Source organism: Paenibacillus sp. NRS-1760, assembly GCF_050467785.1.
In the GTDB taxonomy this organism is placed as follows: Bacteria; Bacillota; Bacilli; order Paenibacillales; family Paenibacillaceae; genus Pristimantibacillus.
Genome location: NZ_JBITPK010000013.1, coordinates 163,552 through 187,544, shown reverse-complemented (window position 1 = coordinate 187,544; position 23,993 = coordinate 163,552). Strand labels below are relative to the sequence as shown.

19 protein-coding genes are annotated in these 23,993 nt (G+C 42.6%); all 19 read right to left on the bottom strand.

Going from position 1 to position 23,993, the window contains the following annotated elements; genetic code table 11:
• Positions 1–26: 26 nt before the first annotated feature.
• Positions 27–983: a carbohydrate kinase family protein gene (locus tag ACIFSR_RS16435; RefSeq protein ID WP_430058414.1), complete on the bottom strand. Its 957-nt coding sequence runs from the start codon at positions 981–983 to the stop codon at positions 27–29.
• A gap of 57 nt (positions 984–1,040) precedes the next feature.
• Positions 1,041–2,051, bottom strand: a complete 1,011-nt coding sequence (locus ACIFSR_RS16430) for a LacI family DNA-binding transcriptional regulator (protein WP_339203046.1) — start codon at positions 2,049–2,051, stop codon at positions 1,041–1,043.
• Between the two features lie 130 nt (positions 2,052–2,181).
• On the bottom strand, positions 2,182–3,078 hold the full coding sequence (locus ACIFSR_RS16425) for a metallophosphoesterase family protein (protein WP_430058410.1): 897 nt from the start codon (positions 3,076–3,078) through the stop codon (positions 2,182–2,184).
• A 25-nt stretch (positions 3,079–3,103) separates the two neighbouring features.
• Positions 3,104–3,991 carry a phosphoesterase gene (locus ACIFSR_RS16420; RefSeq protein ID WP_339203048.1) on the bottom strand — a complete coding sequence of 296 codons (888 nt, stop codon included), beginning with the start codon at positions 3,989–3,991 and terminating at the stop codon, positions 3,104–3,106.
• Positions 3,992–4,018: 27 nt separating this feature from the next.
• Positions 4,019–4,927, bottom strand: a complete 909-nt coding sequence (locus ACIFSR_RS16415; protein WP_339203049.1) for a carbohydrate ABC transporter permease — start codon at positions 4,925–4,927, stop codon at positions 4,019–4,021.
• Positions 4,928–5,030: 103 nt separating this feature from the next.
• On the bottom strand, positions 5,031–6,761 hold the full coding sequence (locus tag ACIFSR_RS16410; RefSeq protein WP_339203051.1) for an extracellular solute-binding protein: 1,731 nt from the start codon (positions 6,759–6,761) through the stop codon (positions 5,031–5,033).
• 119 nt (positions 6,762–6,880) lie between these two features.
• Entirely contained in the window at positions 6,881–7,828 is a 948-nt protein-coding gene (locus ACIFSR_RS16405) for an ABC transporter permease (RefSeq protein ID WP_339209658.1), read from the bottom strand.
• Positions 7,829–8,205: 377 nt separating this feature from the next.
• Positions 8,206–8,916, bottom strand: coding sequence for a glycerophosphodiester phosphodiesterase (locus ACIFSR_RS16400; RefSeq protein ID WP_430058404.1), 711 nt, complete (start codon positions 8,914–8,916; stop codon positions 8,206–8,208).
• A gap of 44 nt (positions 8,917–8,960) precedes the next feature.
• Positions 8,961–9,689: an MgtC/SapB family protein gene (locus tag ACIFSR_RS16395; RefSeq protein ID WP_339203055.1), complete on the bottom strand. Its 729-nt coding sequence runs from the start codon at positions 9,687–9,689 to the stop codon at positions 8,961–8,963.
• Between the two features lie 351 nt (positions 9,690–10,040).
• Complete coding sequence (locus ACIFSR_RS16390) at positions 10,041–10,796, bottom strand: endonuclease/exonuclease/phosphatase family protein (RefSeq protein ID WP_339203056.1); 756 nt, start codon at positions 10,794–10,796, stop codon at positions 10,041–10,043.
• A gap of 769 nt (positions 10,797–11,565) precedes the next feature.
• Complete coding sequence (locus ACIFSR_RS16385) at positions 11,566–14,970, bottom strand: S-layer homology domain-containing protein (RefSeq protein WP_430058401.1); 3,405 nt, start codon at positions 14,968–14,970, stop codon at positions 11,566–11,568.
• 179 nt (positions 14,971–15,149) lie between these two features.
• Positions 15,150–15,830 (bottom strand): lysoplasmalogenase, encoded by a 681-nt coding sequence (locus tag ACIFSR_RS16380; protein WP_430058399.1) that lies wholly within the window; start codon positions 15,828–15,830, stop codon positions 15,150–15,152.
• A 35-nt stretch (positions 15,831–15,865) separates the two neighbouring features.
• On the bottom strand, positions 15,866–16,333 hold the full coding sequence (locus tag ACIFSR_RS16375; RefSeq protein WP_430058396.1) for an SRPBCC family protein: 468 nt from the start codon (positions 16,331–16,333) through the stop codon (positions 15,866–15,868).
• A 144-nt stretch (positions 16,334–16,477) separates the two neighbouring features.
• Positions 16,478–17,179: a response regulator transcription factor gene (locus tag ACIFSR_RS16370; protein ID WP_430058393.1), complete on the bottom strand. Its 702-nt coding sequence runs from the start codon at positions 17,177–17,179 to the stop codon at positions 16,478–16,480.
• Entirely contained in the window at positions 17,176–19,302 is a 2,127-nt protein-coding gene (locus tag ACIFSR_RS16365) for a sensor histidine kinase (protein ID WP_430058391.1), read from the bottom strand. The genes ACIFSR_RS16370 and ACIFSR_RS16365 overlap by 4 nt, the downstream gene beginning before the upstream one ends.
• A 298-nt stretch (positions 19,303–19,600) precedes the next feature.
• On the bottom strand, positions 19,601–21,007 hold the full coding sequence (locus ACIFSR_RS16360) for an MFS transporter (protein WP_430058388.1): 1,407 nt from the start codon (positions 21,005–21,007) through the stop codon (positions 19,601–19,603).
• A 43-nt stretch (positions 21,008–21,050) separates the two neighbouring features.
• A complete protein-coding gene (locus tag ACIFSR_RS16355; protein WP_430058385.1) occupies positions 21,051–21,995 on the bottom strand; it encodes a nucleoside hydrolase in 945 nt (314 codons plus the stop codon).
• Between the two features lie 21 nt (positions 21,996–22,016).
• Positions 22,017–22,922: a ribokinase gene (rbsK, locus tag ACIFSR_RS16350; protein WP_430058382.1), complete on the bottom strand. Its 906-nt coding sequence runs from the start codon at positions 22,920–22,922 to the stop codon at positions 22,017–22,019.
• A gap of 180 nt (positions 22,923–23,102) precedes the next feature.
• Positions 23,103–23,834 (bottom strand): GntR family transcriptional regulator, encoded by a 732-nt coding sequence (locus ACIFSR_RS16345; protein WP_430058380.1) that lies wholly within the window; start codon positions 23,832–23,834, stop codon positions 23,103–23,105.
• Between the last annotated feature and the right edge of the window lie 159 nt (positions 23,835–23,993).

Here is a 23,993-nt window from a genome sequence, read left to right as displayed (position 1 = left end):
TAAACCATCACTATGAATCATTAGATTCATAGTGTGGTTTCCAGCGTTTCTTTTGTTTCCCCAATTCGATCTGCAATAAATTTCTCTAGCAGCTGTATGTTTGTCGTCCCTGTATTTCCACCATATTCACTTACAGATAGTGCGCCGCAAGCATTTCCATATATCAAGCATTCCACTGGATTTTTCCCTGCCAAATATCCATAAATATAACCGGCATTAAAAGAATCACCCGCTCCAGTCGTATCAACGACTCGGACGGAGAAGCTCGAACGATAGGACTGCTGTCCGCCTACCGATGTCACCGCACCTTTCGAACCCAATTTGAGCACGATATGGCTGCTGTGTTTAGAAAGAACTTCAAGGCTTTCCTCTACCGTAGTACAACCGGTATAGTGTATAGCTTCGGTTTCGTTCATGAAAAAAACGTCGATATGCTTCATTAATTCAAAAATGCCAGGATACCATTCCCCAGTGTCATCCCACCCCATATCAATAGAGGTCGTTACGCCTAGTGCTTTAAGTTTTTTTACAGTTTCCAAAAATTCAGCATGATTGCGGCTTCCCTTATAACAAGTCAAATGAACATGACGTCCTAATAAAACACTATTCATGTCAAGCTGCTGCAAGCTTAGCTCGGCGTTTGAACCAGCATACGTAATAAATGAACGATCATTTTCCGGATTAATTGCAATGGAAATGCCTGTATTGCTGCTGCTCTTTTTAATATATCTGGTATCGATTCCATACCGAGAAAATTGATCTTTTATAAGCTGACCAAATCCGTCGTCACCTAGAACCCCGTTAAAGGCAACCTTCAAACCTAGCTTGGCTGTCGCCAAACTAAACAAAGCTGCCCCTCCGCCGACGTGGATGGTCATATTTTGAACAAATACCTCTTGTCCGGGTGCTGGCAGCTCGTTGCAGCCCTCAACAACTAAATCAATATTCGCGTCTCCAATCACGATGACATCGTAATTTTTCAATGGTGCCTCATCTCCATCTATTTCCGATATGCACTGATGTGCTGTGCTCTCTAATCCTTATGAATCTCTTCTTATACAGCTTTCACGGACAACTAGTTTATGCTCCAAGATGATATCCTCGGTTGACGTTTCCTTATTCGTAATCTGTTTCAACAGCGCTGCCATCGTCACTTTGCCCATGTCTTGAATAGGCTGCTCCATTGAGGTTAACCTCGGACGGGCAAGCTCGGTCAGTTGACTTCCGTCAAAGCCCATAATGGAAATATCCTCTGGAACTCGAAGGTTATGATCCCAAATGCAGTTCATCGCTCCAACAGCCATATCATCACTTACGGCAAATACAGCCGTAGGCGTTTGTTTATTGCGAAGAATATCCTTCATTTGCTCGTATCCACTTTTCACTTTATAATCACCGAACCGGATATTTTCATATATGATTTTAATGGAATGGTCTGACAATGCATTTCGATATCCGCTATACCGGTTTTGTCCCGATGTAATATCACGCATGTCTCCGCCGATAAACCCGATTTCCTCATGGCCAAGCTCAATCAAATATTTTGTCGCATCGTAAGCAGCTTTGTAGTCATCAATAATTACAGAAGCGAACTCCTGGTCCATCGGTTTAACACTAGAAAAAATAACGGGAATGTTCATCTTATGAATCAAAGCACGAATTTCCTCATTAATTTTCTCATGCATAATAATGATGCCTTCTACCCGCATTTCCTGAAACACATTGATATACTTTAATTCTTTATCTATATCCTCGATGATATTGCATACCAAAAGGTTATAATCATTAGTGCTAGCCGCTTCTTCGATGCTGCTTAAAATTGTCGAATAGAAGCTTGAGGTAAGGTCTGGCACAATTACCCCAATGAGATTCGTTTTGTTACGTACCAAGCTTCGGGCGATATGGCTCGGAGCGTATCCCAATTGATCGATGGCTTGATTCACCTTTTCCTTGAGATCGTCTTTCACATACCTCTCGCCATTTAGCACTCTGGACACAGTCGTAACTGAAACTCCTGCTACCCGGGCCACATCTTTGATTTTTGGTTGCACATTATTCACCCTTCGTGGAAGTATATTTCGTTCATATATTAGAATTATATAAGATATACTTCGACTTCGACAAACTTTCTCATCATTTATTCTTTAGTATCATTCAGCCTCGAGACTACTCCTCATCAGCTTAGTTCAATTTCACTATTTCTATCCGTGTATCGAACTCCCGTTTTCCTTCGAATAACGTAATGATTCTTGCTCCGCGCTCAAGCTCTCCGTATGTGTTGAACCCCGTGACACGTCCATAACACAATCGGATGCCATGAAGCTCTCCTACGTAATCATTATCATGATCATGTCCGGCAAAAGTCCCCATGACATCGCCCTGCTCCAGCATTGCCGTGAATAAACCGCTGTTCAACTTCGGACAGCAGACCTCCTCACCTTTATTCCCAATACTTTTGCCTTCCTGCCAGACTTGCTTATATTCTGGTATTGGAATATGGAAAAAAGCGAGTCCAGGCAATGCGCTGCCATTCTTCTGAGTAAGCTTATTCGATTCGCTGCAGTACCAGTGAACCTGATCTGGATGTATCCATTCATATCCACCAACGGATTCTGGTGCTGAATCTCCGGAATCAAAAAAGTACAGAACAGCCGTATCTTCTTCACTCGCAGAACCCGCAACAGTAAGTGCATAATTCCCAACTCCATGGATGTCCTTAGGACCATCCTCAGATAAGTTATTACTATGTTCCTTTAAAACTTCATTCAATCGTTGACGTGTAATACCTTTCTCTGAGTCGTGATTGCCATAAATGACAGCGAACGGAATACCAGACTGGACAACATCCGCAATCGCACGGCGAAATGCTGCTTCTTGATCCTCTGTATCATAGCTGGATATGACATCGCCAGTAAGGACGATCAAATCGGGCTTCTGCGACGCAGTCAGCTGCTGAATAACAGCTAACGTTTGAACATCCTTTTCAGGTTCAATTCCATTCTTGATATGCATATCAGTAAATTGAATGATCTTAAATGTCCCGTCTGATCGGAATCTTAACTTGTTGTGCTCCACCATAACTCCTCCTCGACCTAAAACCTTCTTAATCTTCAATAAATAATGGCTGAGAAAAAGCAGAATACCCGCCTTCCAAATAAACGGCTATACGGACGTATTTTTCGTCTCCTTTACACTCATATTCAGCTTGCTTGATTCGTCCTGTTGTTTCTTTAAGCACCTGTCCGTCTTTGCCGAAAAACGTGACGTATTTGTACATTTTATCAAGCAAATCATTTGAGCGAAGATCAACAACAACCTTGTTGCCTTCTACTCTGATCGCATCAAACCCATACCCCGTTGATACATAAAAGTTGCCTTCTTTGATCGCATCTATGATAGCATCGTTCGTATTTGCCTTAGCTCTGACCACGTTCCAAGCGCGCTTTTCTTGTCCATATACATGCGAGTCGTCATTTCCGAAACCCCACACTTTACGACCGGCGGATAGAAGAGCATCCCACTTGTCGAACGCGATATCGTACTCCGGATTGCCGTCCCCGTTATAGACTTCAACCCCAAGATAACGTTCCATCTTAAACATATCTTCTAGTTCCCAATAATTCGAGAAATACCGATTCGGATGCACGAGCACTGCAAATCCGTCGTTCGTCGTTGTTAGATCCACAAAGCGTTGATAGTTCTCAATCGTAAATGCATTGCTGTAGTTTTCCATAATCATTTGCGGCGGTTTCACGAGCAGCATATGTGTTTGCCGACTGCTTACCTCTATAGCTTCGAAAACATTCGGTATCTCTCTTTTGCCTTCGTGTTTCGTAATTTTATCGTGGTCAGAAATACCGAGAAAATCGTAACCACCGTACATTTTGTAAACCGTTTCGAGCGAAAACCAACCATCGCTGTTCGTCGTGTGGTTATGAAAGCTTCCTTTAAACCAAATCCCCGACTCTACGTATGGATTCACTATTTTCATTTTTCCCCCGTCCTCTCCTAGGCTGATTTACTCTTTGATCGATCCGATCATAATACCCTTGGTAAAATAGCGCTGCACAAATGGATAGATAAGAATAATCGGCGTGACGACGATAATGATCGTTGCCATTTTAAGCGAGTTTCCTGTAACCTGCATTTTTTCGATCAAATCGTATCTAAGTCCGGCAGCCTGATTGAGCGTATCCCGCATCGCTTCCGCACTCATCAGCATTTCTTGTAAAAGCGTGGACAGCGGACGCAAGGACGATTTTCGAATATAGAATGCACCAGTGAACCAATCGTTCCAATGGCCAACGGCGTTGAACAAGCCAATAACCGCTATAACCGGCCGACTGAGCGGCATAATGACGCGCATGAAGATCGAAAAGTCGTTATACCCATCAATTCGCGCCGATTCTTCCAAGCTCGGATGAATTTGTTGGAAAAATGTTCGCATAATGATTATGTTCCATACGCTATATAAGCTTGGAATGACGTAAACCCAAATATTATTCGTCAAATGAATGGACTTAAGCAGCATGTAATAGGGAATAATTCCCCCTCCAAACAACATGGTGAAGAAAATGATCATCATGATGTACTTCCCGCCAGGCAACGTTTTACTCTTTAATGCATAAGCTGCTGCTGCAGTCAGAAAAACACTTGAGATCGTACCTATTACCGTTCGGAACACTGAAATCCCAAAAGCAGTTGTAATATTGGACGTTTCAAACGCCTTTTGGAAGTTTTCCAAGGACCAAATCCTCGGCCAGAAGTAAATGCCGCCTCTTTCCGCGTCTTTACCGGGATTAAAAGCAAGTGCAAAAATATTAAAAAAAGGTAGAATGATCGATAAACACAGCGCGATTAGAAGCAAGTAGTTAATGACTCTGAAAATTCTTTCACCCGTGCTGAGCTTATAAAATTCGTTTCCCACTTTCTCCCTCCTCCGTTGAAGGAAAGGCGTTTTTACCCAGCTGCGGATAAAATCGCCTTACCTCTTCCACTAATTTTCTGCTTCTAAATGTTGAAACTAATCTCTAATCGTTCAGGTTTACGTCCGTTTTTGGATCGGCATCTTTTTCTGCGAGAAGCTTCAAATAATCGTCCAATCCTGCTGATTTCAATTGTTTCAAGTTGCTTTCCAACATTTTCTTAGCTTCATCAATACTTTTGCCGTAATAAGCGCGGATCAAAGTTTCATTGTAAGCGTCCAAAGCCGCTTTAAGTTCTGAAGATCTGTCGAATTCACCGAGGAACGCGGTAGGTACGTAGCTGTCAACGATCTTCGCATTTTTGTACTTTTCCTCAAAGTTCCAATATTCGATTAGTTTTAGAGCACCGTTATTGTCTTCTTTTTTCAATTTGTCGCCATATTGCATTTCCCCGAAATCAGCCAAGTTATCGGTGTCCGTGCCGCCTAGAATATCGCCCCATGAGTTGCCGACGCCTTGGAAGCCGAGCTTTTTCGCTTCGTTCGGATCTGTTGCTTTCAGATCCAACACTTCTTGTTTCACAAGTGGAAAACCGTCTGCGCCGAGCGTATAATCGCGCCCCTCCAAACCGTATTTCCAAATAAGCTTTCCTTCCTTACTAGCTAAGTAGTCCGCAAATTTAACGATATCTTGCGGGTTTTTCGTAGTAGTCGGGATCGCCCACGCACTGTAGCCGGACTTAAAGCTAACCTGCATTTGGTAAGGACCGTCAACGTTGTTAATAGGTCCGAGCGGGAGGTAATGCATATCTTGGTTGAACTCTTGATAGTTGTGGGCATCACCGATAATCGCCCATGAGCCATTCAAAGCGCCCTCTGTTGCGCGGCTTTCGTCAATCGTAAAGTACTCGGGATGAATAAGTTTTTCTTTAAGCAGCTTTTGGAAATACTCTACTTTTTTCATCGGATATTCGGTTTCTGCTTCATGAAGGATTTGACCGTCTTTCGATTTTTTGATGCGTTGGTCGTCTTCACCCCACTGCAGATCCTTGAAAGCAGCTGAAACATCTTTACCACCCCAGAAAGATGGACCGATTGGAATCACTGGACTACCATTGTTGTCTTTGAAGTTACCGGCTTTAATTTTCTTAGCTAGCTCATACACTTCATCCGACGTCTTGATTGTGCGTGGGTCGATTCCTAGTGAGTCAGCAATATCTTTACGGATATAAGCGCCGCCTACGTATTTGTTAGATAGATAACCGCCTTGTCGATTGATATTCATATGAACGAAGTAAGAAGAGCCGTTAAACTCAGGACGGAACATAACGCCGTATTTCGTATCAAGCGGCAAATAGTCATCTTGCAAATATTTGCTGTACACTTTCGTATCTTTCATAAGCGGAGTCAAATCAGTGAACATACCTTCGCGTGCCGCTTTCAAGACAACGGGCATTTCCGGTCTACCACTGTTATTGAGGTAGAAAGCAACGAAATCCGGCAAGTCGTTTGCAGCGATGCCTGCAATCAAGCCATCGATGGATTTTTCGGCTTTCATGATTTCAATTTCAAAGTCGATCCCCGTTTGCTCCTTTATCTTCGCTTTAATTTCCGGGTTCATATCTTCTGTGTAATCGTCAGTCCCCATGAATACAAGACCTTTGATTTTACGATCAGCAATCCATGTAGCCGGTTTCCCTTCCGTTGTAGGTGAAACCCCATCTGTGCCACCAGGAGCAGGCGTTTCAGTATTGTTCTTGTTGCCATTCGAGCAGCCGGCGATCAGCATCGCTGTCACCAAAGGTATTGCGAAATACTTTGCCCATTTCTTACTCATGCGATTGTTCCCCTTTTCTAAAATGATTTTATGAAACACGCCAGAAGACGTCTCCCACCAAGTGGATGGTCATGCAAACCTTTTCGCATAGCAACTATGGTAACGTTATCAGAATAAAGCTACCATAAGGATGTTTCAGAAACCTTTCGGGAAACACGGTTCGCGAATACAACCAAGATCAATCCAATTAATCCTTGCAGCATGCCAACGGCTGTCGCGTATCCGTACTGCCCGCCTTGCAAGCCAACTCGGATAATGTAAGTATCCAAAATATCAGAGAGCGGTGCATTACCCGGTGTTTTGAGCAAATAAATCTGGTCGAACCCGGCGGATAAAATACTGCCCAGAGACAATATAAAGAGGATTACAATTGTCGGTGTGATGGACGGCAGCGTAATATTCCAAACCTCTCGGAATTTGCTTGCCCCATCAATTTTAGCCGCTTCGTACATTTCGGGATTAATTCCTGAGATCGCTGCGACATAGATGATCGAATCCCAACCAATAGACTTCCATACATGGCTTCCGAACATAATCTGGTAGAAGTAGTCCGAGTCCATCATAAAGAATGTACTTCCGTCGCCGCCCATATTCGTTATTACCTGATTCAATAAGCCAGTATCAGGAGCGAGTATACGTTGGACTAAACCGATGACGACAACCCACGAGAGGAAATGCGGCAAATACAGTAAGCTCTGAGAAACATTTTTGAACCATTTTGAGCGAACTTCATTAAACATAAGTGCAAGAATAATCGGAAACGGCAAGTATAAAAACAATTTCATACAACTTATGATGAGTGTGTTTTTAATCAACTCTCCGCTTTGATAGGAATTAAAAAATTGCTTGAAATAATCCAGGCCAACCCATGGGCTTCCTAAGATGCCCTCATTGAACTTGTATTCCTTGAAGGCTAACAACAAGCCAGCCATCGGAATATAGTTGAAAATGATGAAGAAGACAACACATGGCAACAACATGAAATATAAATATTTGTGAGCCAACATTTTTTTCCATAAAACGATACCACTTTTTTTTCGCTTCATGGGTACGGTCATTTGCTTCATAAGTTGAAAGTCACCTTCTTTCTGATTACTGTCTGGAAGCGATACCATATAAAACTTCAATTACATAAATTTTAAACAATCACCCTCTTATCCGAATCATAATTTTGCATCCTAAGCCGATTGTATTAACAAAAACTTGTTTCTTAAACCATTATTTGTTATCTATAGGTAAATATTTTGTTAAGATTCATTCACTCATTGGTAGCAAGAGCTGCAACAAAATTCACCTTCTTCCATGTTGGCTATGAGCGTCTTAATCTGAAACTGCTTTTTCTGGAAGCGATACCATGATGAATAAAATAAAGTGCGCTTCTTGAAGTAAGCGCTTTCTATGAACGGATTATACCAAACTTTTTTTCAATTGGCTACAGTTAATTTCATTCTTTTTTAAGTGCGATTAGATCCATGGGTTCACGTGTAGTAATGGCGTCAACTTGCATCCTCAAAAACCATTCCATTGCTGACCGAAAGTTCACTGTATAAACCCATACCTTCAAACCTAAAGCGTGCGCTCGAATTACGATAGGCGGAAGGCAAGTAAAACCATTCATATTGAGCCCTGCGTATCCACCTTGCTTAGCATCCCTGCATACGGCCTCTGCAAAGTCGCCATATCGCTCCATTTGTTCCAAAGTCAAATCGTCCGGCGTATTCAGCATGACTTGAATATCCGGATATCTTACCGTAATGTTATCGGAACATCCCGTAATGAAAACCTGTTTTTGCGCTTCAAACTTGTGAATAAGTCTAATCACCGGATCAATAGCATCTACCGTCTTTATATCCAAATTCAATTTGATACCTAGCGATGCCGAAAGCTGAAGCACTTGTTCCAATGTCGCAATTTCATGATTTCTGTAAATCGGATCGAGCAGCGGCCGTATATCCGGATTATTCAACTGTTCGAAGGTGTGTGAGTGAAGATAAGGTGAATCATCATGCAGAAGGATAGCAATACCATCTTTGGTTATGCGCACATCGACTTCTACGATATCTGCGCCGATATTAACGCCTTCTCTAAATGATGCCATTGTATTATCTGGATAAACACCACATCCCGTATGGGCTGCTATCATCGTGTTATGCATGCCATGTCTCCTTTTTCTAAAATTAAAATGATTCCGCTTTCAATTTAAGCTGAGACGCCTTCCGTTTCCAAGCTTAGTACCCCATCCATATGAGCTAACGCTGCGATAGATACCTCATAGTTTTTTATTTTCTTTAATTTCAACTGAATGCGAATCGTTAAATGCCGATCACTTAGCCGCTCTTCCTCATCGTCGTTGTTTATCGTGAGCTTGCTGATTTGCAGTCCACTTTGATTCAAGTGCATCAAAACAAGATTAAGACCAGCCGATGTTTTATCCATTTTTATTAACAACTCGCGTACTTTTTTCGTTCGGGAGAAAAGTTTCTCAACCTTGTTCAATAAAAACAAACTTACCACCACCAAAAAGGTCGCTATGACAGCGCCGTAGTAAAATCCTGCACCCGCAGAAAGTCCAATTGCTGCCGATACCCACAATGAGGCTGCCGTAGTCAATCCGGAAACACCAAACCCATTTCGCATAATGGTACCCGCGCCGAGAAAGCCGACGCCACTGATTACTTGTGCTGCCAACCGAGCTGGATCTAAACGAACATTCGGTTCTGCGGCGAAATCAGAAAATCCGTACATGGATAACAATACAATGACAGCCGAACCAAGACAAACCAAAATGTGCGTCCGGAAACCCGCGGAATGTCCGCCAAGCTCACGTTCTAGACCAATCAAACCGCCAAGTACTAAAGCCAATAATAGTCTTAGCGTCATCTCAAACAAACTAATTTGCCAAACAGTCGGATCATATTGGAGATCCATCGTGTTCCACTTCACCTCCTATGCGCTGGTATCGATATTAGTTTTGAATAACCACTCATCATTTAAGTAGCTGGATAAATGGTATTATTTACACTACAAGATTTCCATCTTTTTCTCAACAGATTTTTCTCAAGCTTACCGAGGCGTTTAATAAGTACCCTAAAATAACTTAATGACGAATCATCAATCTACTACTTGTTTTTTTTCATATCTCTAACTGTCAGCAAATGTAACACCACCCTTCAAATTGGGCCAGTCTTCTATTACAACTGATGATTTCCTAGCGAGCCATATAAAAAAAGAATGGATTTGGACTGTTTCCCGTCCATCCACTCTTTTATTGTTCGTATACTATACCTGCAGAGTAGCAGTAATTGGATAATGATCTGATGGGTATTTGCCATCGTACTTGCCCTTGTCGACATTCGCTGACACGATCCGAATATTCGGCGTAACGAATATATAATCGATCGGTTCACCTTCTTCGCCGCCCTCAAAACCATGATAAGTGCAGCCTGGATGTACATCAGGATAGGTGTATGTATGACGCAGCCCTGCTTGGATCAGAGTTTGAATCGTTTTGGTTTCCGGTTCACAATTGAAATCACCTGTTAGAATCGCCGATGCTCCACTGGTAATATTCATCTTATCCAAGATGAGCATAGCTCCTTTTATCCTTGCTTCCTCGCTTATGTGGTCCAGATGTGTATTCAGAATCAGATATTCCTGCCCATCGATTTGCTTCAGCCTCACCCAAGTGCAAATGCGCGGACAAGCGGTGTTCCAGCTTTGAAAGCCAAGCTGCTCCGGCCGTTCAGACAATCCGAATGTGCCGCTTTCGACTGGCTTCAGCCTATCTTTCTGGAAGAAAATCGCGCAAAACTCACCCTCTTCGCCGCCGAGCCTGCCCTCCCCGATCCATTCATATTCGGGAAGCAGCGCATTCAAGCTCTCCAGCATGGGCAAGCTTCCTTCTTGCGTGCATACAACGGCAGCTCCAGACGCTTTAATCGCTTCTGCAGCCGCTTCGACACGGTTAGGCCAAGCATTTTCCCCATCCTCCGCAACATGGATACGAAGATTAAATGACATAATTGATATTTCCATAATGATCCCTCCTATCATGAATGTAAGATAAGCATATGGCGAGTTGACGTGATAATCAACCCCGATTAATCAAGCCAATGTATCTTCACATTTGTAATTTCAACAAAGAGAGTCTCTTGACTTTCTTTTTCATACTTATATTTTGGCAGTTAGTGTACTATTTTTGGCGCCAATTATATCTACTTTTTTGTAGAAAGCTGTCAGGATTGGCTTCATATGTCCATCTGAATGTTTGTTTCTTTTAGAAATGAGTGAATTGCAATTTGAATCACAATATCTCTCCATTTGTATTGATTCATAATTTTCATCCTTTCACAGGAGTTTGATGTAACATCTTTTTTTCAATTACACAATTCTTAAGTGATTCGCGAATTTGTTAATCTATCCTGCTATTTCAAATTATGGGTTCAACTAAATAGATTCTTTACACTTGAACTAGCAAGTCTGTAATTCTCACACAAATAAGTATACAGATTCATTAAAACTGCAAATACAACATCCGTGGGGACTGTATAGCCCGGGGATTCGTGGTTAGTTGTTGGTAACTACAACCCCCGTAGTGTGCTTGCAACACCTAGTTAATCGTCATGTATGACACATATAAAAAAGCTTGATTCCTCAAGCTCTGATCAAAGAATTATGTATACACTATTGTACCAATGGACCGACGCCATGAACAAAACAGGACAGGCAAAATGGGTTCCATTCGCTTGCCCTACTCATCCTTGTTCATGCTTATGCTAATTAACTTGCTGGTTGTGCATTATCCCTAGTTATGAAGCGACTCGAGCAGCATATATATCATTTTTGCTGCTTCGGCTCTCGTTACAAAACCTCCCTGGCGGAACGACCCATCGGGATAGCCGCTTACAATGTTTGCACCGGAAACCGCGATCACGGCTGACTGCGCCCATTCGGGAATGTCTTTTTGATCGGTAAATGCCACTACTTCCTTACTTGCATGGATAACATTCCGCTCCAATACTCTAGCGAGAATGACAGCGAGTTCAGCCCGTGTCAGCGGCTGGTTTGGCTTAAACCATGATTTCCCTTTCTCCTCATACCCTTTAATCAAACCCTCTTGGGCTGATTGTGATACCGCATCCTTAGCCCAGTCCTGCAAAAGATGGCTGTCGGCGAAGTTGGTGGGAGTTCCGGATACTTTCAATGCTAACGCATCGGCAAGCATTTTCACCAACTGTGCCCTGGTAACCGGCTGATCCGGCCGGAATGTATGGTCCTCGAAACCGTGGACGACATTTCTTCCAGCTAGACGATCCACATATTTTACTGCCCAGTGACCGTTCATATCAGTGAAAACGTGCTGTTCCGCAGAGAATACCGCGAATGTGCCCCAAAAATTCACTTCAACAGCTACTGTGCCGTTGCCAGTAACAGCACCTCCCACATACAACCATTTGCCTATCGTCCGATTGAACACATACACGGCAGGTTTTAATCCGGGGGCAATTGTCGAGCCATCATACTGCAAGCTAATCTGTATCGGTTTGTTTAAATTCGTTCCAGTACTGCTCGTAAAATTGACAACTCGGCTAATATTCGTTCGATCCGTCATATTAGGAGATGGATTAGCTTGAGCGGCGACCTTAATTTTACTGTCAACCATCAGCGCCTCTGGTGGAATTATGACCGAACCTACACTCGGAAGCGTAACCTCCCCCCCTAGCAAAGCGATGATTTCCTTCTCCACACTTAACGGTTCTTCCGCTGCACCGGTTGTTCCCGTAGGAGGAGACGGCGTTGTTGGTGGTCCGCTATTGATCGGATTAATCGTAACATTAACCGTGTCGCTGAATCCGAAATTCGTCACCGTAATGACTGCACTACCTGCTTGTTTGGCTTCTATCAATCCATCGGTTGTTACAAAAGCCATTGTGCTGTCGCTGCTCCGATACGTTGTACCATCTACAGCATCCGTTACATCCTTAACAATGTTGTTCGACTGCTGCGCTGTGACCGTCAGCTGTTGGCTAACTTTGACGCCCATTTGCAGCTGTACCGATCTCGGTGATGCGGTGATACCTGTGATCTCGTTCGCTGGCGGCGTCACGTCCGCACTGGCTACAGTCACGCTCACCGTGTCGCTATATAATCCGCTGGTAACTGTGATGGTAGAAGTTCCTGACTGCTTTGCTTCAATTAAACCATCGGCTGTAACGGTAGCCACTGTGTTATCGCTGCTACTGTACTTCGTTCTATAAACAGCATCCGTCACATCTATCACGCTGTTGTTCAACTGCTGCGCAATGACTTTGAGCTGTTGGCTGACGTTGCCGCCCAGCTTCAGCTGTACTGTCTGAGGAGCTGCACTTATTCCGGTGATCTTTTTATACTCAACCGAAACCGATGTCAAGCTAGAGCTGAAGTAGTTCGGATAAACACTGAACGCGTATGTTCCCTCCTCAGGATTCATCCAGCCGGCATTGCCGCTGATTGCAATCTCCGTCCTCCCTAGCAGCGGGATATTTTGAGGTACGGTTACTCTTAAGATGGAATTGCCATAATTGCTTATATAGATCGCTTCCTTGGCTGGAACCCCATTCACCAGAACTAGGTTCGGATCGATCGTCCCCGAATTCGTACTTGGATCCAAAACAACAGGCACCTTCAACTGTGGCGGGAGGTTCAGTGTGATGTAATCGTCATCGGCAGCAATTAGCGGCTCGTTCGGCTGCAGGCTGAATGTATATGGCACATTCGTCTCACCAGCCCACGGGTTATCAGGTATGACTGTAAATTCCTGTACCTTGTCCGGAGTGATCGTTAGCGGCACCGTGTTTGGCTTGACCGTCTGTGAGGTCGTCACCTGCATTTCGTATACACCATATTGCACAAAGTGGTTTGGCATGGAGAAAACGAGAGAGTAATCTGGAATCAAATAATATTCCGGAGGAAGTACGAATTGCAGCTGATTATCCGCCAAGCGGATGACAGATGTCGGCGAATAACCATCCATTTCCAGTCCCATGCCCGATTCGATATGAATATCAGTGGCAGCGATAGCTGTATCACTTAGTACGGTGCCCGCAGGACTGCTTACCGTAACGGTGTCGCCTCCCTTCAGAATCGTCGGGCTGGTGAACCGGAATCGCAATTTGCCGTCGTAATTGATCTCAACATATCCCTTATCCGAATAAGGATTATCAGCTAATGAAGCTCCTCCTGTCGGAATAATTCCGACACGTCCAGGCGCAGGCTGCTGATCGACGCTCGTGGATAATTCAAACGTATAATAGCCTGGCACTGCCGGATTGGCAATCAACGCAGAAGTATCGATTGTGATGAGCGCATCCGAATAGCTTGTCAGCGGCTGACTAGGCTGCAGCTGGAGCTTGTCACCAACGACATTCGCCATAGTAACAGGTATTCCGTCGATCTGTACCTTTGATGTGTCAATTGCAGCAGGTAAGGTAATGCTCGCTGGGAATTTCAGAGTAATCCAATCCGTAGGCGTAATCTGCTGCATCACCGTAAACTTGAATTGGTAAGACGTATTCGCTGCAGCCGCATACGTGCTCATATCCGGGCGAAAGTTCACTACACTGCGAAAGTAAATATGGCTAAGTGCAGTCCACAGAACCGAATTCGAACTGGTGCTGACCGCAAATTCCGAGGCTTTTGGTTCTACATAATGATAATCCGGTGTAATCAAGAAATTCGCCAGCTTAATATCGACAATCCCCCCAGCTGGTATCGGCTGATTTAATTGAAAGGAAATCATCGGCTGCCAATTATCCGATCTTTGCGTTGTAACGGAATCAAAAAGTGAGAGCGTTGATCCGTTCACCTTGACCTCGACACTATTGGAAGGCACACTGACATCAGTTGTCCATAACCCATAGGAATTCGGATTTCCAACAAAATTGAAACCATGCGGCAGCATAATTTCAATTTTATCTCCTGCCTGTAAGGCTTCCGCTGAAGTCATTTCAAAATGATACGCCGGCGTCTCCTTCGTATACGTTCCGCCTGTCGAATATCCGCTATACAGTGCCGTTGTTTCAGGCACGACACTGAAATCCATGAATGCGGCACCTGCGCCCATCACCTGTATGGGTGCGCCTAAGGACAGAACGATCGCAGACAAAAGCGTATAAATGATTGCGATGCGACGATAGCGCATCCTGTTGTGAAGCAGACTAGCTGAAAACATAAATATTCTCCCTCATCTCTTTCGAAGTTTACTATCAATCTATCAGCAGAAGTTTAAAACTGGTTAAAAAACATTCATAAAAAACATTTTTCGACGAAAATGACAAAAACCGACTTCCCTTTAGTCAGGAAAATCGGTTATCGGCTTGTTGCTCGTTTGATTCAGCAGATCACAAACATCTATCTTATCGAACTATAATTCTCATAAGCGATTACATTCTTCTTTGATCTTTCAATGCTTTTAGTAAGTAAAAACTGAGCAAGGTAGTAGGAAATCATTACCCCATATCCCGCCCATGAAATTGACGTGACAAACATATTCCAAGCAAGCAGTGAATCGGACATGAAGAACAAAATTGCGCCGGTTACGGCAATCCAGCTTCTACTAATAACAGCGCTCCAAATCATAATAGAAATTACGACGACATAGATCAACACCGGAATCCATAATCCGGCGTTTCCCCCAACAAGAATGTCTGTATGAAGCCTGTTTAAGAGCAAAAAGGAGTATGCCGCAATCGGAATGAGAGCAAGCAAATGGTAACGAGAAAACCGCCAACGAGTCACAAAAGCAGCGACATATGCGAGATGAGCGAATAAAAATGCAACCAAACCAAACGTAAACCATTGCTTTCCTGATAACAATAAGAAACAATCACCAATGGCGGAGAGGAACAATCCTATAATGATTAAATTTTTATAGGGTTTGGAAACGTTTCGTATTGTTGCTGCCAGTAATATCATCAGAATGATAGTTCCTGGCTTGAAAATCCAACGCATCATCATATTTTCATCTGCTAAGGCAAAAAGATAGCCGAGACCTGAAATAATAATAGCGGCTATTAATAATCTTCGATACATGTCAGAACCTCCATTTAAGTGTCAATGCTCTCTGTTTAGTAGGAAAGCAGCTTTACTCCTAAAGCATCTGCAATTCCTTTAGCACCCTGGTCCATAACTTGATCATGATTCCAAACGAACGCAGGTTTCAATATAGGAGCTAACAAGTTCATCCATTTCTTATTTGCATTTACCTGCCATACATATTTGACATGAGTTATGCTGCCTTCTTGTGATAATGTCCAAACCCCTCTGCCCTCCAGTTCTCCTGTCGCCCTGATTTCTAAATATTTGGGCTCTTCTTTCCCTACTATTTCCGCCTCGAAAGATAGCTGATAAGGGAGCTTCGTACGGAAAACATAATGATACTTACTGCCAATCCCATCTTGCCCAGTGCTTTGAGAGATCGGCTCAGAACTTACTCCATTCCACCAATCGCTATACTTAAATCCGCCGATCAGTCCCCAAACTTGATTGATATCAGACTCGAATTTCCAATTTGTTTCAAAATTATACGTATACAAAGCCGCTTCGCTCCTTCTCCAAAAAACAATTCGTTTGCAAACAATATCCCCATTCACGCTAAATGATAGCAGTCAAAGTTTAAAAGTAGTTAAAAAAAAGCGATATTCCACGTAAGGAATAATCGCATTGTCTGAAACTAAAATTTAGGTATCCCGGCAAAATTTATACCCGAAGCCCCTAACTGTATGAATGTACTTGGTCGCTGATTGATCTGGTTCAATCTTTTTGCGTAAATTGCTAATATGCACCATAACCGTCCGCTCGTCGCTGAAGCTGTCCCATCCCCACACCTGCCGGTGCAGTTGTTCTGCGCTAAATACTTGGTTCGGATTTTGCAGCAGAAAAAGCAATAGCTGACGCTCTTTGGCGAACAAGTCGATTAGCTCTCCATTCACCTGAACTTCCAAGCTTTGCAAATTTACCTGCAAATCGCCGCACGTGATCAACATCATTTCCTTGCTGCGTTTTTGAATGGATGACACTCGTCTTAAATTCGCTTTCACTCGAGAGACGAGCACCATCGGATCGAACGGCTTGGTCATGTAATCATCCCCGCCAGTATCGAGACCCCCAATGATATCGTCCGCTTCCTTTTTACAGCTCAGAAAAACGATCGGGATATCCGAATACTCGCGAATCCGCCTGCACAACTCTACGCCATCCATATCGGGAAGCACAATATCGAGAATTACCAGATCTGGCTTCTCCTGCTTCAAAAGCCCCAACGTCTGATTCCCGTCTTTCGCCATGACTACCTGCAACCCGTGATTCCGCAAGTAGAGGCCGATCAGTTCACGAATTTCCTTTTCGTCATCAACGATTAATATTTTTGCGCCCTCCGTCATACGTCTACTTCTCCCTCCATATCGACCATCGCTGGAAGCGTAAAGGTAAAAGTACTTCCTTTGCCTGCTTTACTTTCCACATCAATTGTCCCCCCATGATGCTCAATAATTTCTTTACAAATCGCCAGACCGAGGCCGGTTCCAGCCGAACGGCGCTTATGTGACTCTCTTCCCCGATAGAACCGATCAAAAACAAACGGTATATCTTCATCGTCAATGCCATTTCCTGTATCCCAGACTTTAACCTTTAAACCTAAGTCTCCCTTCTCAAAAGAACCGTATTTTTCGATGATAAGATGAACGGAGCCGCTAACGGGCGTAAATTTTTGAGCGTTGAACAACAAATTCATCACAACTTGTTCAATTCGCACAACGTCGATCCATATGATTAGTTGCTTATCTGTTTGAGAATCGGTCTTATCGATAAATGCAAAGCTATGACCTTCTTTTTTGATAGGCAGCTCCAATTTTTCAAATAACGAACGAAAAAACGCCACGGAATCAACTGCTTGAAAATCAAACCGAATTTTCCCCGTTTCGAACTTCGACAACTCGAACAAGTCGCCGATAATACGATCCAATATCACTGTTTTTTCATAGGTTAGCCGCAAATATCGATCCCGGTTATCCTCATCCATTCGGTCCATAACAACCTTCACATAACCTTGAATGAGCGTCAGAGGAGTGCCCAGTTCATGCGAAATGTTTGATAAGAGATGACGACGCGACTGCTCCATTTTAACCAATTCCTGATTGATTGTCTGAACGCTTGCATTGGATTGTTCCAGCGCTTCGGTTCTTTCTTTTACCTTTTCTTCTAACAATTCGTTCCACTCTAGCAATTGAGTCGACATGCTTTCAACACGAGCGAACGATCTTGAAAATTGATGGGACAAATTAACGGACTCCATGAACACATAAAACACCATGCCGAGCTGCATCAAATCTCCTGTTGCAACAATATGATTATAAAAAAGAATATCATTGAGCACTAATACTAATAGGACGAGTACTGCCGCCATATTAAGCGTAGCACCTTCTCTTTTGCGCAGGAAAGCCCGAATAGAAACATAAATGACATAACAAATTGCCAACACAGAAACAACTTGAAATGCTAACATACTGTACGTGTATATCAACGCTGGCGTCAAGAGGACAAATAAACTATAGGCCGCCATTGCTATGACAAACAAATCTCTCACTTTACGATGCATTTCGCCGGGATATCGTGAATAGGAGAACATGATCAGCATCCATAAGGCAACAACGACTGATAAATATTCTAGATGAACCTGAAATTCCCAAGCGATTTGCGGGAACAGATACGTGATTAACGTGGGTCCTGTGACCATCGCTCGTAATGCCATCCCCAATGAGAAGCAACCGAAAAATAGCGGCGATCTATCCTTTCTGCGCGCCAGAAAAAGCCCGATATGATATAACCCCATCGTAAACAAACTTCCTATTACGAGTAATTGAACCGTTAACTCTTTTTCACGGCTAGCCACCACTTCATTCGAAACACCAATGCGCAAAGATTCCCACAAGCCGCCTTTGCGTTGCACAAAATTAGAAACCTGAATAACTATTTCGGTCTTGCTTCCCTGCAAATGAAAAAACACAGGTTTAGGGAAATTCGCAGGAATCATCGTTTCTTTGCTCGTTCCTACCTTACCGTTCGCTGCCGCCAGCTCCCCGTTAATCCATAATTGATACGCTGTCGCGACACTTGGAACATAAAGCGCCATATTGGTACCATTGTCAGCAGCCGCTGTACGAATGAGCAGCCGATAGGTCGCATATCCTTGATTCGACAATGATTGCCCGGATGACTCTTGTCCCTCCCACACCTTTGGCACTTGGGCATAAGAAGGAGCATAGGGAGCAACGCTATTCAGACCGACCTTAAAATCAGCGGGAGTTAACAAACGATCCCAATAAAACTCCCATTCGCCATCCAGATTTTGCAACCCATCTCGCTCCATATTCCAAGCTGATAAATCGAGAATACCTTTCACTGCCTCCGGTTGAATGCTTTTTCCTAAAGCAGATGAGCCGGGAAATAGAAGAAATAATATGAATGCTAGAAACAGAAAATATTGTTTGTAAGTTGATTTCCTCATACGCCCACTCTTTCGCTAATCATATCGCTCGTTTTATTTCCATGATTGATTTACGAAGATTATATCATCTTTGAAACAACCATCCATTTTTAAATATATTAAATCCTTCAAAGATCATTATCGGTAAAAATTTCAATATTTTCTCGATGATTCGCACCACATATAAATCTAAATATTTTCATTGAAACATAAAAACCCGCAGGATGGCTACTTTTTTCAAAGTGTCCACCGTGCGGGTGTCAAACGACAACCTCATAAAACTGTAATGCCTTTACCTTGATAAATCTTTGAGATGACACTAGAGCTTATGCCCCTGTCTAGGAGCAATGAAAAGACTAGCTATGAATGCCATTACAGCAATACCAACTGAAATCCACAGTGCAGTACTGTATCCACTAATCGTTCCTTGAGCGACATAGGGAGCTACGATTCCTATTCCGAGACTTGCACCAATACCGAATGCGGCACCGTTGAGTCCTGGTAAAGCTGCTGGTGCTTCTTCTGGTGAAAGAAGTACTCCTAGTCCGTTTATGGTCGTAAGAATCAGTCCGTTGTAAGTGACACCAAGAACTGCAATAGAAGCAAACACAAGCCATTGACTCTGCGGCAGTAGTGCGATCACAATGAGAACTGCAATGTTGATGATCATGCCTACTCGTTGCAAGAGAATCCAGCCAAATTTACCGGCAAGCCAACCGGACAATGGCGCAGAGAAGACACCGATTAATGCTGCAGGCGTAAGGAAAAGTAACGCGGATGTAGCCGCGTCGAGTCCGTATCCTACCTTGAAGTCCTGACTTAGTAGAACGATAGTAAAGTTGATAACAGCAAAGGTACTAGACAAAGTTAGAATGGTTGTAGTAATGACGGGCCACACTTGACGGGAACGAAGATGCTGGACGGCTATCATCGGCGTCCTGCTCTTCTTCTCAATGAACCAGAATGCAATCAGACAGATAGCGGTTCCGAAAAGGTAAATTAAAGTAATAGGTGCCAGCCAACCCTCAGATGGACCATTAGATACAAAGTACGTAACACAGATTAATCCAATGGAAAGTACTGCCGCACCCCACCAGTCCATCTTATGGGTTGTCTCAGATCTTTTTTCTTTGGGAACGACGAGCATTACACATAACAAAGCGATGAGACCCAGAATAAAGACGACAACGAAGATTGATCGATAACCGAACTGGTTACTAAGCAGGCCGCCAATATATCCGTCAATACCTCCAACTCCTCCATTTACTGCCGTGAGGATACCTAGGACGGTTCCGAAGACCTTCACGCTGAAAGCCTCACTCAAAATCACGTAAGCCAGTTGGAACGCTGCGCTAGAGGCGCCTTGGAGCAATCGTCCGATCAATAAAAAAGTAAAATTTGAAGCAAAGATACATAGGAGGGTTCCCGCTCCCAGTATGATGAGGACGATGACAAGCGCGCGACGTCTACCAATAAAATCACTCCATCGGCTCAGCACAACGCCGCCGATTGCTCCTGCAAGGAAAAACAAGGATGAAACCTGGGATACCTGAGCAATACTGACATGCATGGCTTTCGCGATATCTGGAAGTGCAGGTGTAAGCATGCTAGCATTCAATTGATAAGACAACACACACAAAATTAAGGTTACGACCAAAGCTGCTGCACGACCTCCGACGATGGTTACTTGACTTTTCTGCTGTGATGGCTTCGCTACATTATCCATTAGGTAAGTCTCCCTTCTTTGGTGTCCAAACTAAGAGGCTAAATTATGAATTTTTTTGAAATACAAGCATTAGCGTTTCATTTAAATGTTGTACTAAAGATTGTGAATCTACCTGAATGCACACCTTTAGGTTTGGATTTGCATCTCTTAGTTTCTGTGGGTTTCCAATCGTTCTACCTACTGCCTCTCCTTGTGTAATAACGGTCATATGCATGGATACCATCGTAAAAAATTCAGGATGTACTGCATTAATTACAGCCGAAGGGTCATGAAGATAACAGCCTTGGATTTCATTATGTTGCGAAATGTAATAATCTACCATATCCGCATATATTCTTCCTGCTGTTGTTCCAGTGCTCCTCCAGACTCTAGTATTTTCGCTTGTGAGTATAGAGCGTTGCGTTACATCCAAACCGACCATAGTAACATCTACACCACTTTCAAATAGGTACTTGGCTGCTTCTGGATCTTGCGAAATATTAGCTTCTGTATACGGACTAACATTACCTGGGATTGTTAACGCGCCACCCATAATAACGACTCTACCCATGATGTCTTTCATTTCTGGAGCTCGTTTGAGTGCCATTGCAAGATTGGTCAAAGGCCCGGTAGCTACAATAACCAATTCGTTTCCATATTTTTTTGCTGATTCAACTAAAAAATCGACCGCACTTTTCTTTTCTTTAGGTTTGGGTGATTTTTCCATTTGAACTTGCCCTACCCCATTAGCTCCATGAATACGTGCACTAACTTCCAATCGATTAAAGTCATCTTTACACATCGCATGGTTTTCTCCAGCAAATACCGGAATATCTTGTGCATTGCACATATTCAGGATATTCAAAACATTTTGCACCCCTTCTTCTGTGTACACATTCCCATAAGTGCCAGTTACTCCGATTAACTCGATATCTGGATTCCCGATTGCATAAGCTAATGCCATTCCATCATCTATTCCTGTATCTAAATCTAAAATCATCTTAATCATCGTTATTGCTCCTCACTTCTCTTATAGGTATTTTTCTAATTCTTTTAAAGAAGGCATTCCTCTTTGTGCACCAAATGCCGTTACCGATAACGTTGCGCCGATTACTGCCATCCTTACTGCATCTCGCAATTCCTTTTTTTCTGCAATTGCGTAAGCGAATATTCCATTAAAAGTATCGCCCGCCCCTGTAGTATCAACGACATCAACACTCGAACATGGAACGGTAGTCATTTGACCATTCTCAACAAAGGAGGAACCTTGGGAGCCCCTTGTAACAATTAACTTCACATTGTTTCGCATACTCCATTCCAGCATGTCTGTTTCTAAATCACCCGAAGATTCCAATTCCCCATTCATCATACTTTCAAATTCAGTATCGTTCGGAGTTAAATAATCGATATATTGTAACAAACCTGTCGGTATTTCTTTGTAAGGCGCGGGATTTAGAATAGTTGTTACACCAAATTCCTTAGCTTTTTGCAATGCATATTCAACTGTCTCAATAGGGATTTCTAACTGTGTTAGCAATACATCTGCTTGCTTAATGATTTGAATATTTTGTTCCACAGTTTGTAGATCACAATAATTATTAGCTCCAGGGTTCACAACAATAGCGTTATTGTTTTTGGTTTTAAAAACTGTCGCTATTCCTGTAGAGATATCTTTTTCAATATTCAGAGAGGAGATATCCAATGATTCTTTTGATAAATGTTTCTGAATTTTTTCACCAAACGCATCATTACCTATACATCCTAATAAGGATGTGTAAATTCCCATACGAGATGCGGCTACAGCCTGATTTGACCCCTTCCCACCAACCATGTAATGGAGTTGATCGCTACAAATCGTTTCACCAATCATGGGTAGCCGTTCTGTCGTCATGAACATGTCCATATTCAAGCTTCCCAGCACAACAATCTTTTTCATTCACTCATCCCTCTTTACCAACACACATTTTAAACAAATATTGTTCACTTGTCTGTATTGTTGTATTTTTTGTACAAGTTGATGATAAATCTAATTGTAAACGTTGTCAATATGAAATAATAAAAAAAACCTTCCTTGTTTGATTTCTCAAAACGAAGAAGGTTTTTTGTATATGAACATTTATTGTTTTCTAAATACTTTAAAAATGGCACGCTCGAAGGGAATATAATATTTACTATAGGCTATAATATTTCCGGTTTTATCGCTAATTCGCTCAATAATCATCTGATAATAACTTGATTCATTCCCCGAGTTCGCTTCTTTTATATTTTCTGTTGCTGGGACTAGACGAATTTCAAGCGCAGAGGAAAGTCCGAATTCATAAATGTTATGTTCAAGAAATTCTAAGACTTCAGCGTGATTATTCAGATCAATCGTATTAATATAATCAAAGTCCGTGGCAACGTGTGAAAAACACGAACCTATTATCCTATTTTCACTTTTATAATACCTGTATATCGCAAGGGCAACGGGGGTTTTTCTATTAAAAATTCGATCAATATGCTCACTTGATACTTGAACTTCCATTTCAATATCGACATAATCAATTGGATCTATGCAACTCATATAGAACGGATTTGACATCCGTTCCATACCTACATTGTCAATATTTAGCGTTTTACGAACAAAGTTCCCTATTCCTTTTTTAGCTTCTAGAATCCCATCTTCCTGTAATAGTCTTAATGCTTGTCTTAAAGTAGACCTGCTTATCCCAAGCTGCTCTGCTAATATCGGTTCAGTTGGAAACTTACTTCCTTCCGGATACAACCCATCTTTTATCATCTTCAAAATTTTATTATAAGCAATAGCATAACGGGTTGCTCTCCCATTTGATCGATTATTTTCAACCATATTATCCTCCACTCACTGCCGAAGCTTAACAGCATGATTTAATCACTTTTATGCATTATCATTCATTCCATATGGTTAAATATAAATCTATTTCTTCTTATTATTATCTGTTTATATAAAAAAATCCACTCAAAACCTTTCTTGAGTCTCACTTATACT

What these genes read in the sequence shown, in the direction of transcription:
- ACIFSR_RS16425 (WP_430058410.1), bottom strand. Translation starts at nt 3,078, where the DNA reads ATGGTGGAGCACAACAAGTTAAGATTCCGATCAGACGGGACATTTAAG.
- ACIFSR_RS16420 (WP_339203048.1), bottom strand. Translation starts at nt 3,991, where the DNA reads ATGAAAATAGTGAATCCATACGTAGAGTCGGGGATTTGGTTTAAAGGA.
- ACIFSR_RS16410 (WP_339203051.1), bottom strand. Translation starts at nt 6,761, where the DNA reads ATGAGTAAGAAATGGGCAAAGTATTTCGCAATACCTTTGGTGACAGCG.
- ACIFSR_RS16405 (WP_339209658.1), bottom strand. Translation starts at nt 7,828, where the DNA reads ATGAAGCAAATGACCGTACCCATGAAGCGAAAAAAAAGTGGTATCGTT.
- ACIFSR_RS16400 (WP_430058404.1), bottom strand. Translation starts at nt 8,916, where the DNA reads ATGCATAACACGATGATAGCAGCCCATACGGGATGTGGTGTTTATCCA.
- ACIFSR_RS16395 (WP_339203055.1), bottom strand. Translation starts at nt 9,689, where the DNA reads ATGGATCTCCAATATGATCCGACTGTTTGGCAAATTAGTTTGTTTGAG.
- ACIFSR_RS16390 (WP_339203056.1), bottom strand. Translation starts at nt 10,796, where the DNA reads ATGGAAATATCAATTATGTCATTTAATCTTCGTATCCATGTTGCGGAG.
- ACIFSR_RS16385 (WP_430058401.1), bottom strand. Translation starts at nt 14,970, where the DNA reads ATGTTTTCAGCTAGTCTGCTTCACAACAGGATGCGCTATCGTCGCATC.
- ACIFSR_RS16380 (WP_430058399.1), bottom strand. Translation starts at nt 15,830, where the DNA reads ATGTATCGAAGATTATTAATAGCCGCTATTATTATTTCAGGTCTCGGC.
- ACIFSR_RS16370 (WP_430058393.1), bottom strand. Translation starts at nt 17,179, where the DNA reads ATGACGGAGGGCGCAAAAATATTAATCGTTGATGACGAAAAGGAAATT.
- ACIFSR_RS16365 (WP_430058391.1), bottom strand. Translation starts at nt 19,302, where the DNA reads ATGAGGAAATCAACTTACAAACAATATTTTCTGTTTCTAGCATTCATA.
- ACIFSR_RS16360 (WP_430058388.1), bottom strand. Translation starts at nt 21,007, where the DNA reads ATGGATAATGTAGCGAAGCCATCACAGCAGAAAAGTCAAGTAACCATC.
- ACIFSR_RS16355 (WP_430058385.1), bottom strand. Translation starts at nt 21,995, where the DNA reads ATGATTAAGATGATTTTAGATTTAGATACAGGAATAGATGATGGAATG.
- rbsK (WP_430058382.1), bottom strand. Translation starts at nt 22,922, where the DNA reads ATGAAAAAGATTGTTGTGCTGGGAAGCTTGAATATGGACATGTTCATG.
- ACIFSR_RS16345 (WP_430058380.1), bottom strand. Translation starts at nt 23,834, where the DNA reads ATGGTTGAAAATAATCGATCAAATGGGAGAGCAACCCGTTATGCTATT.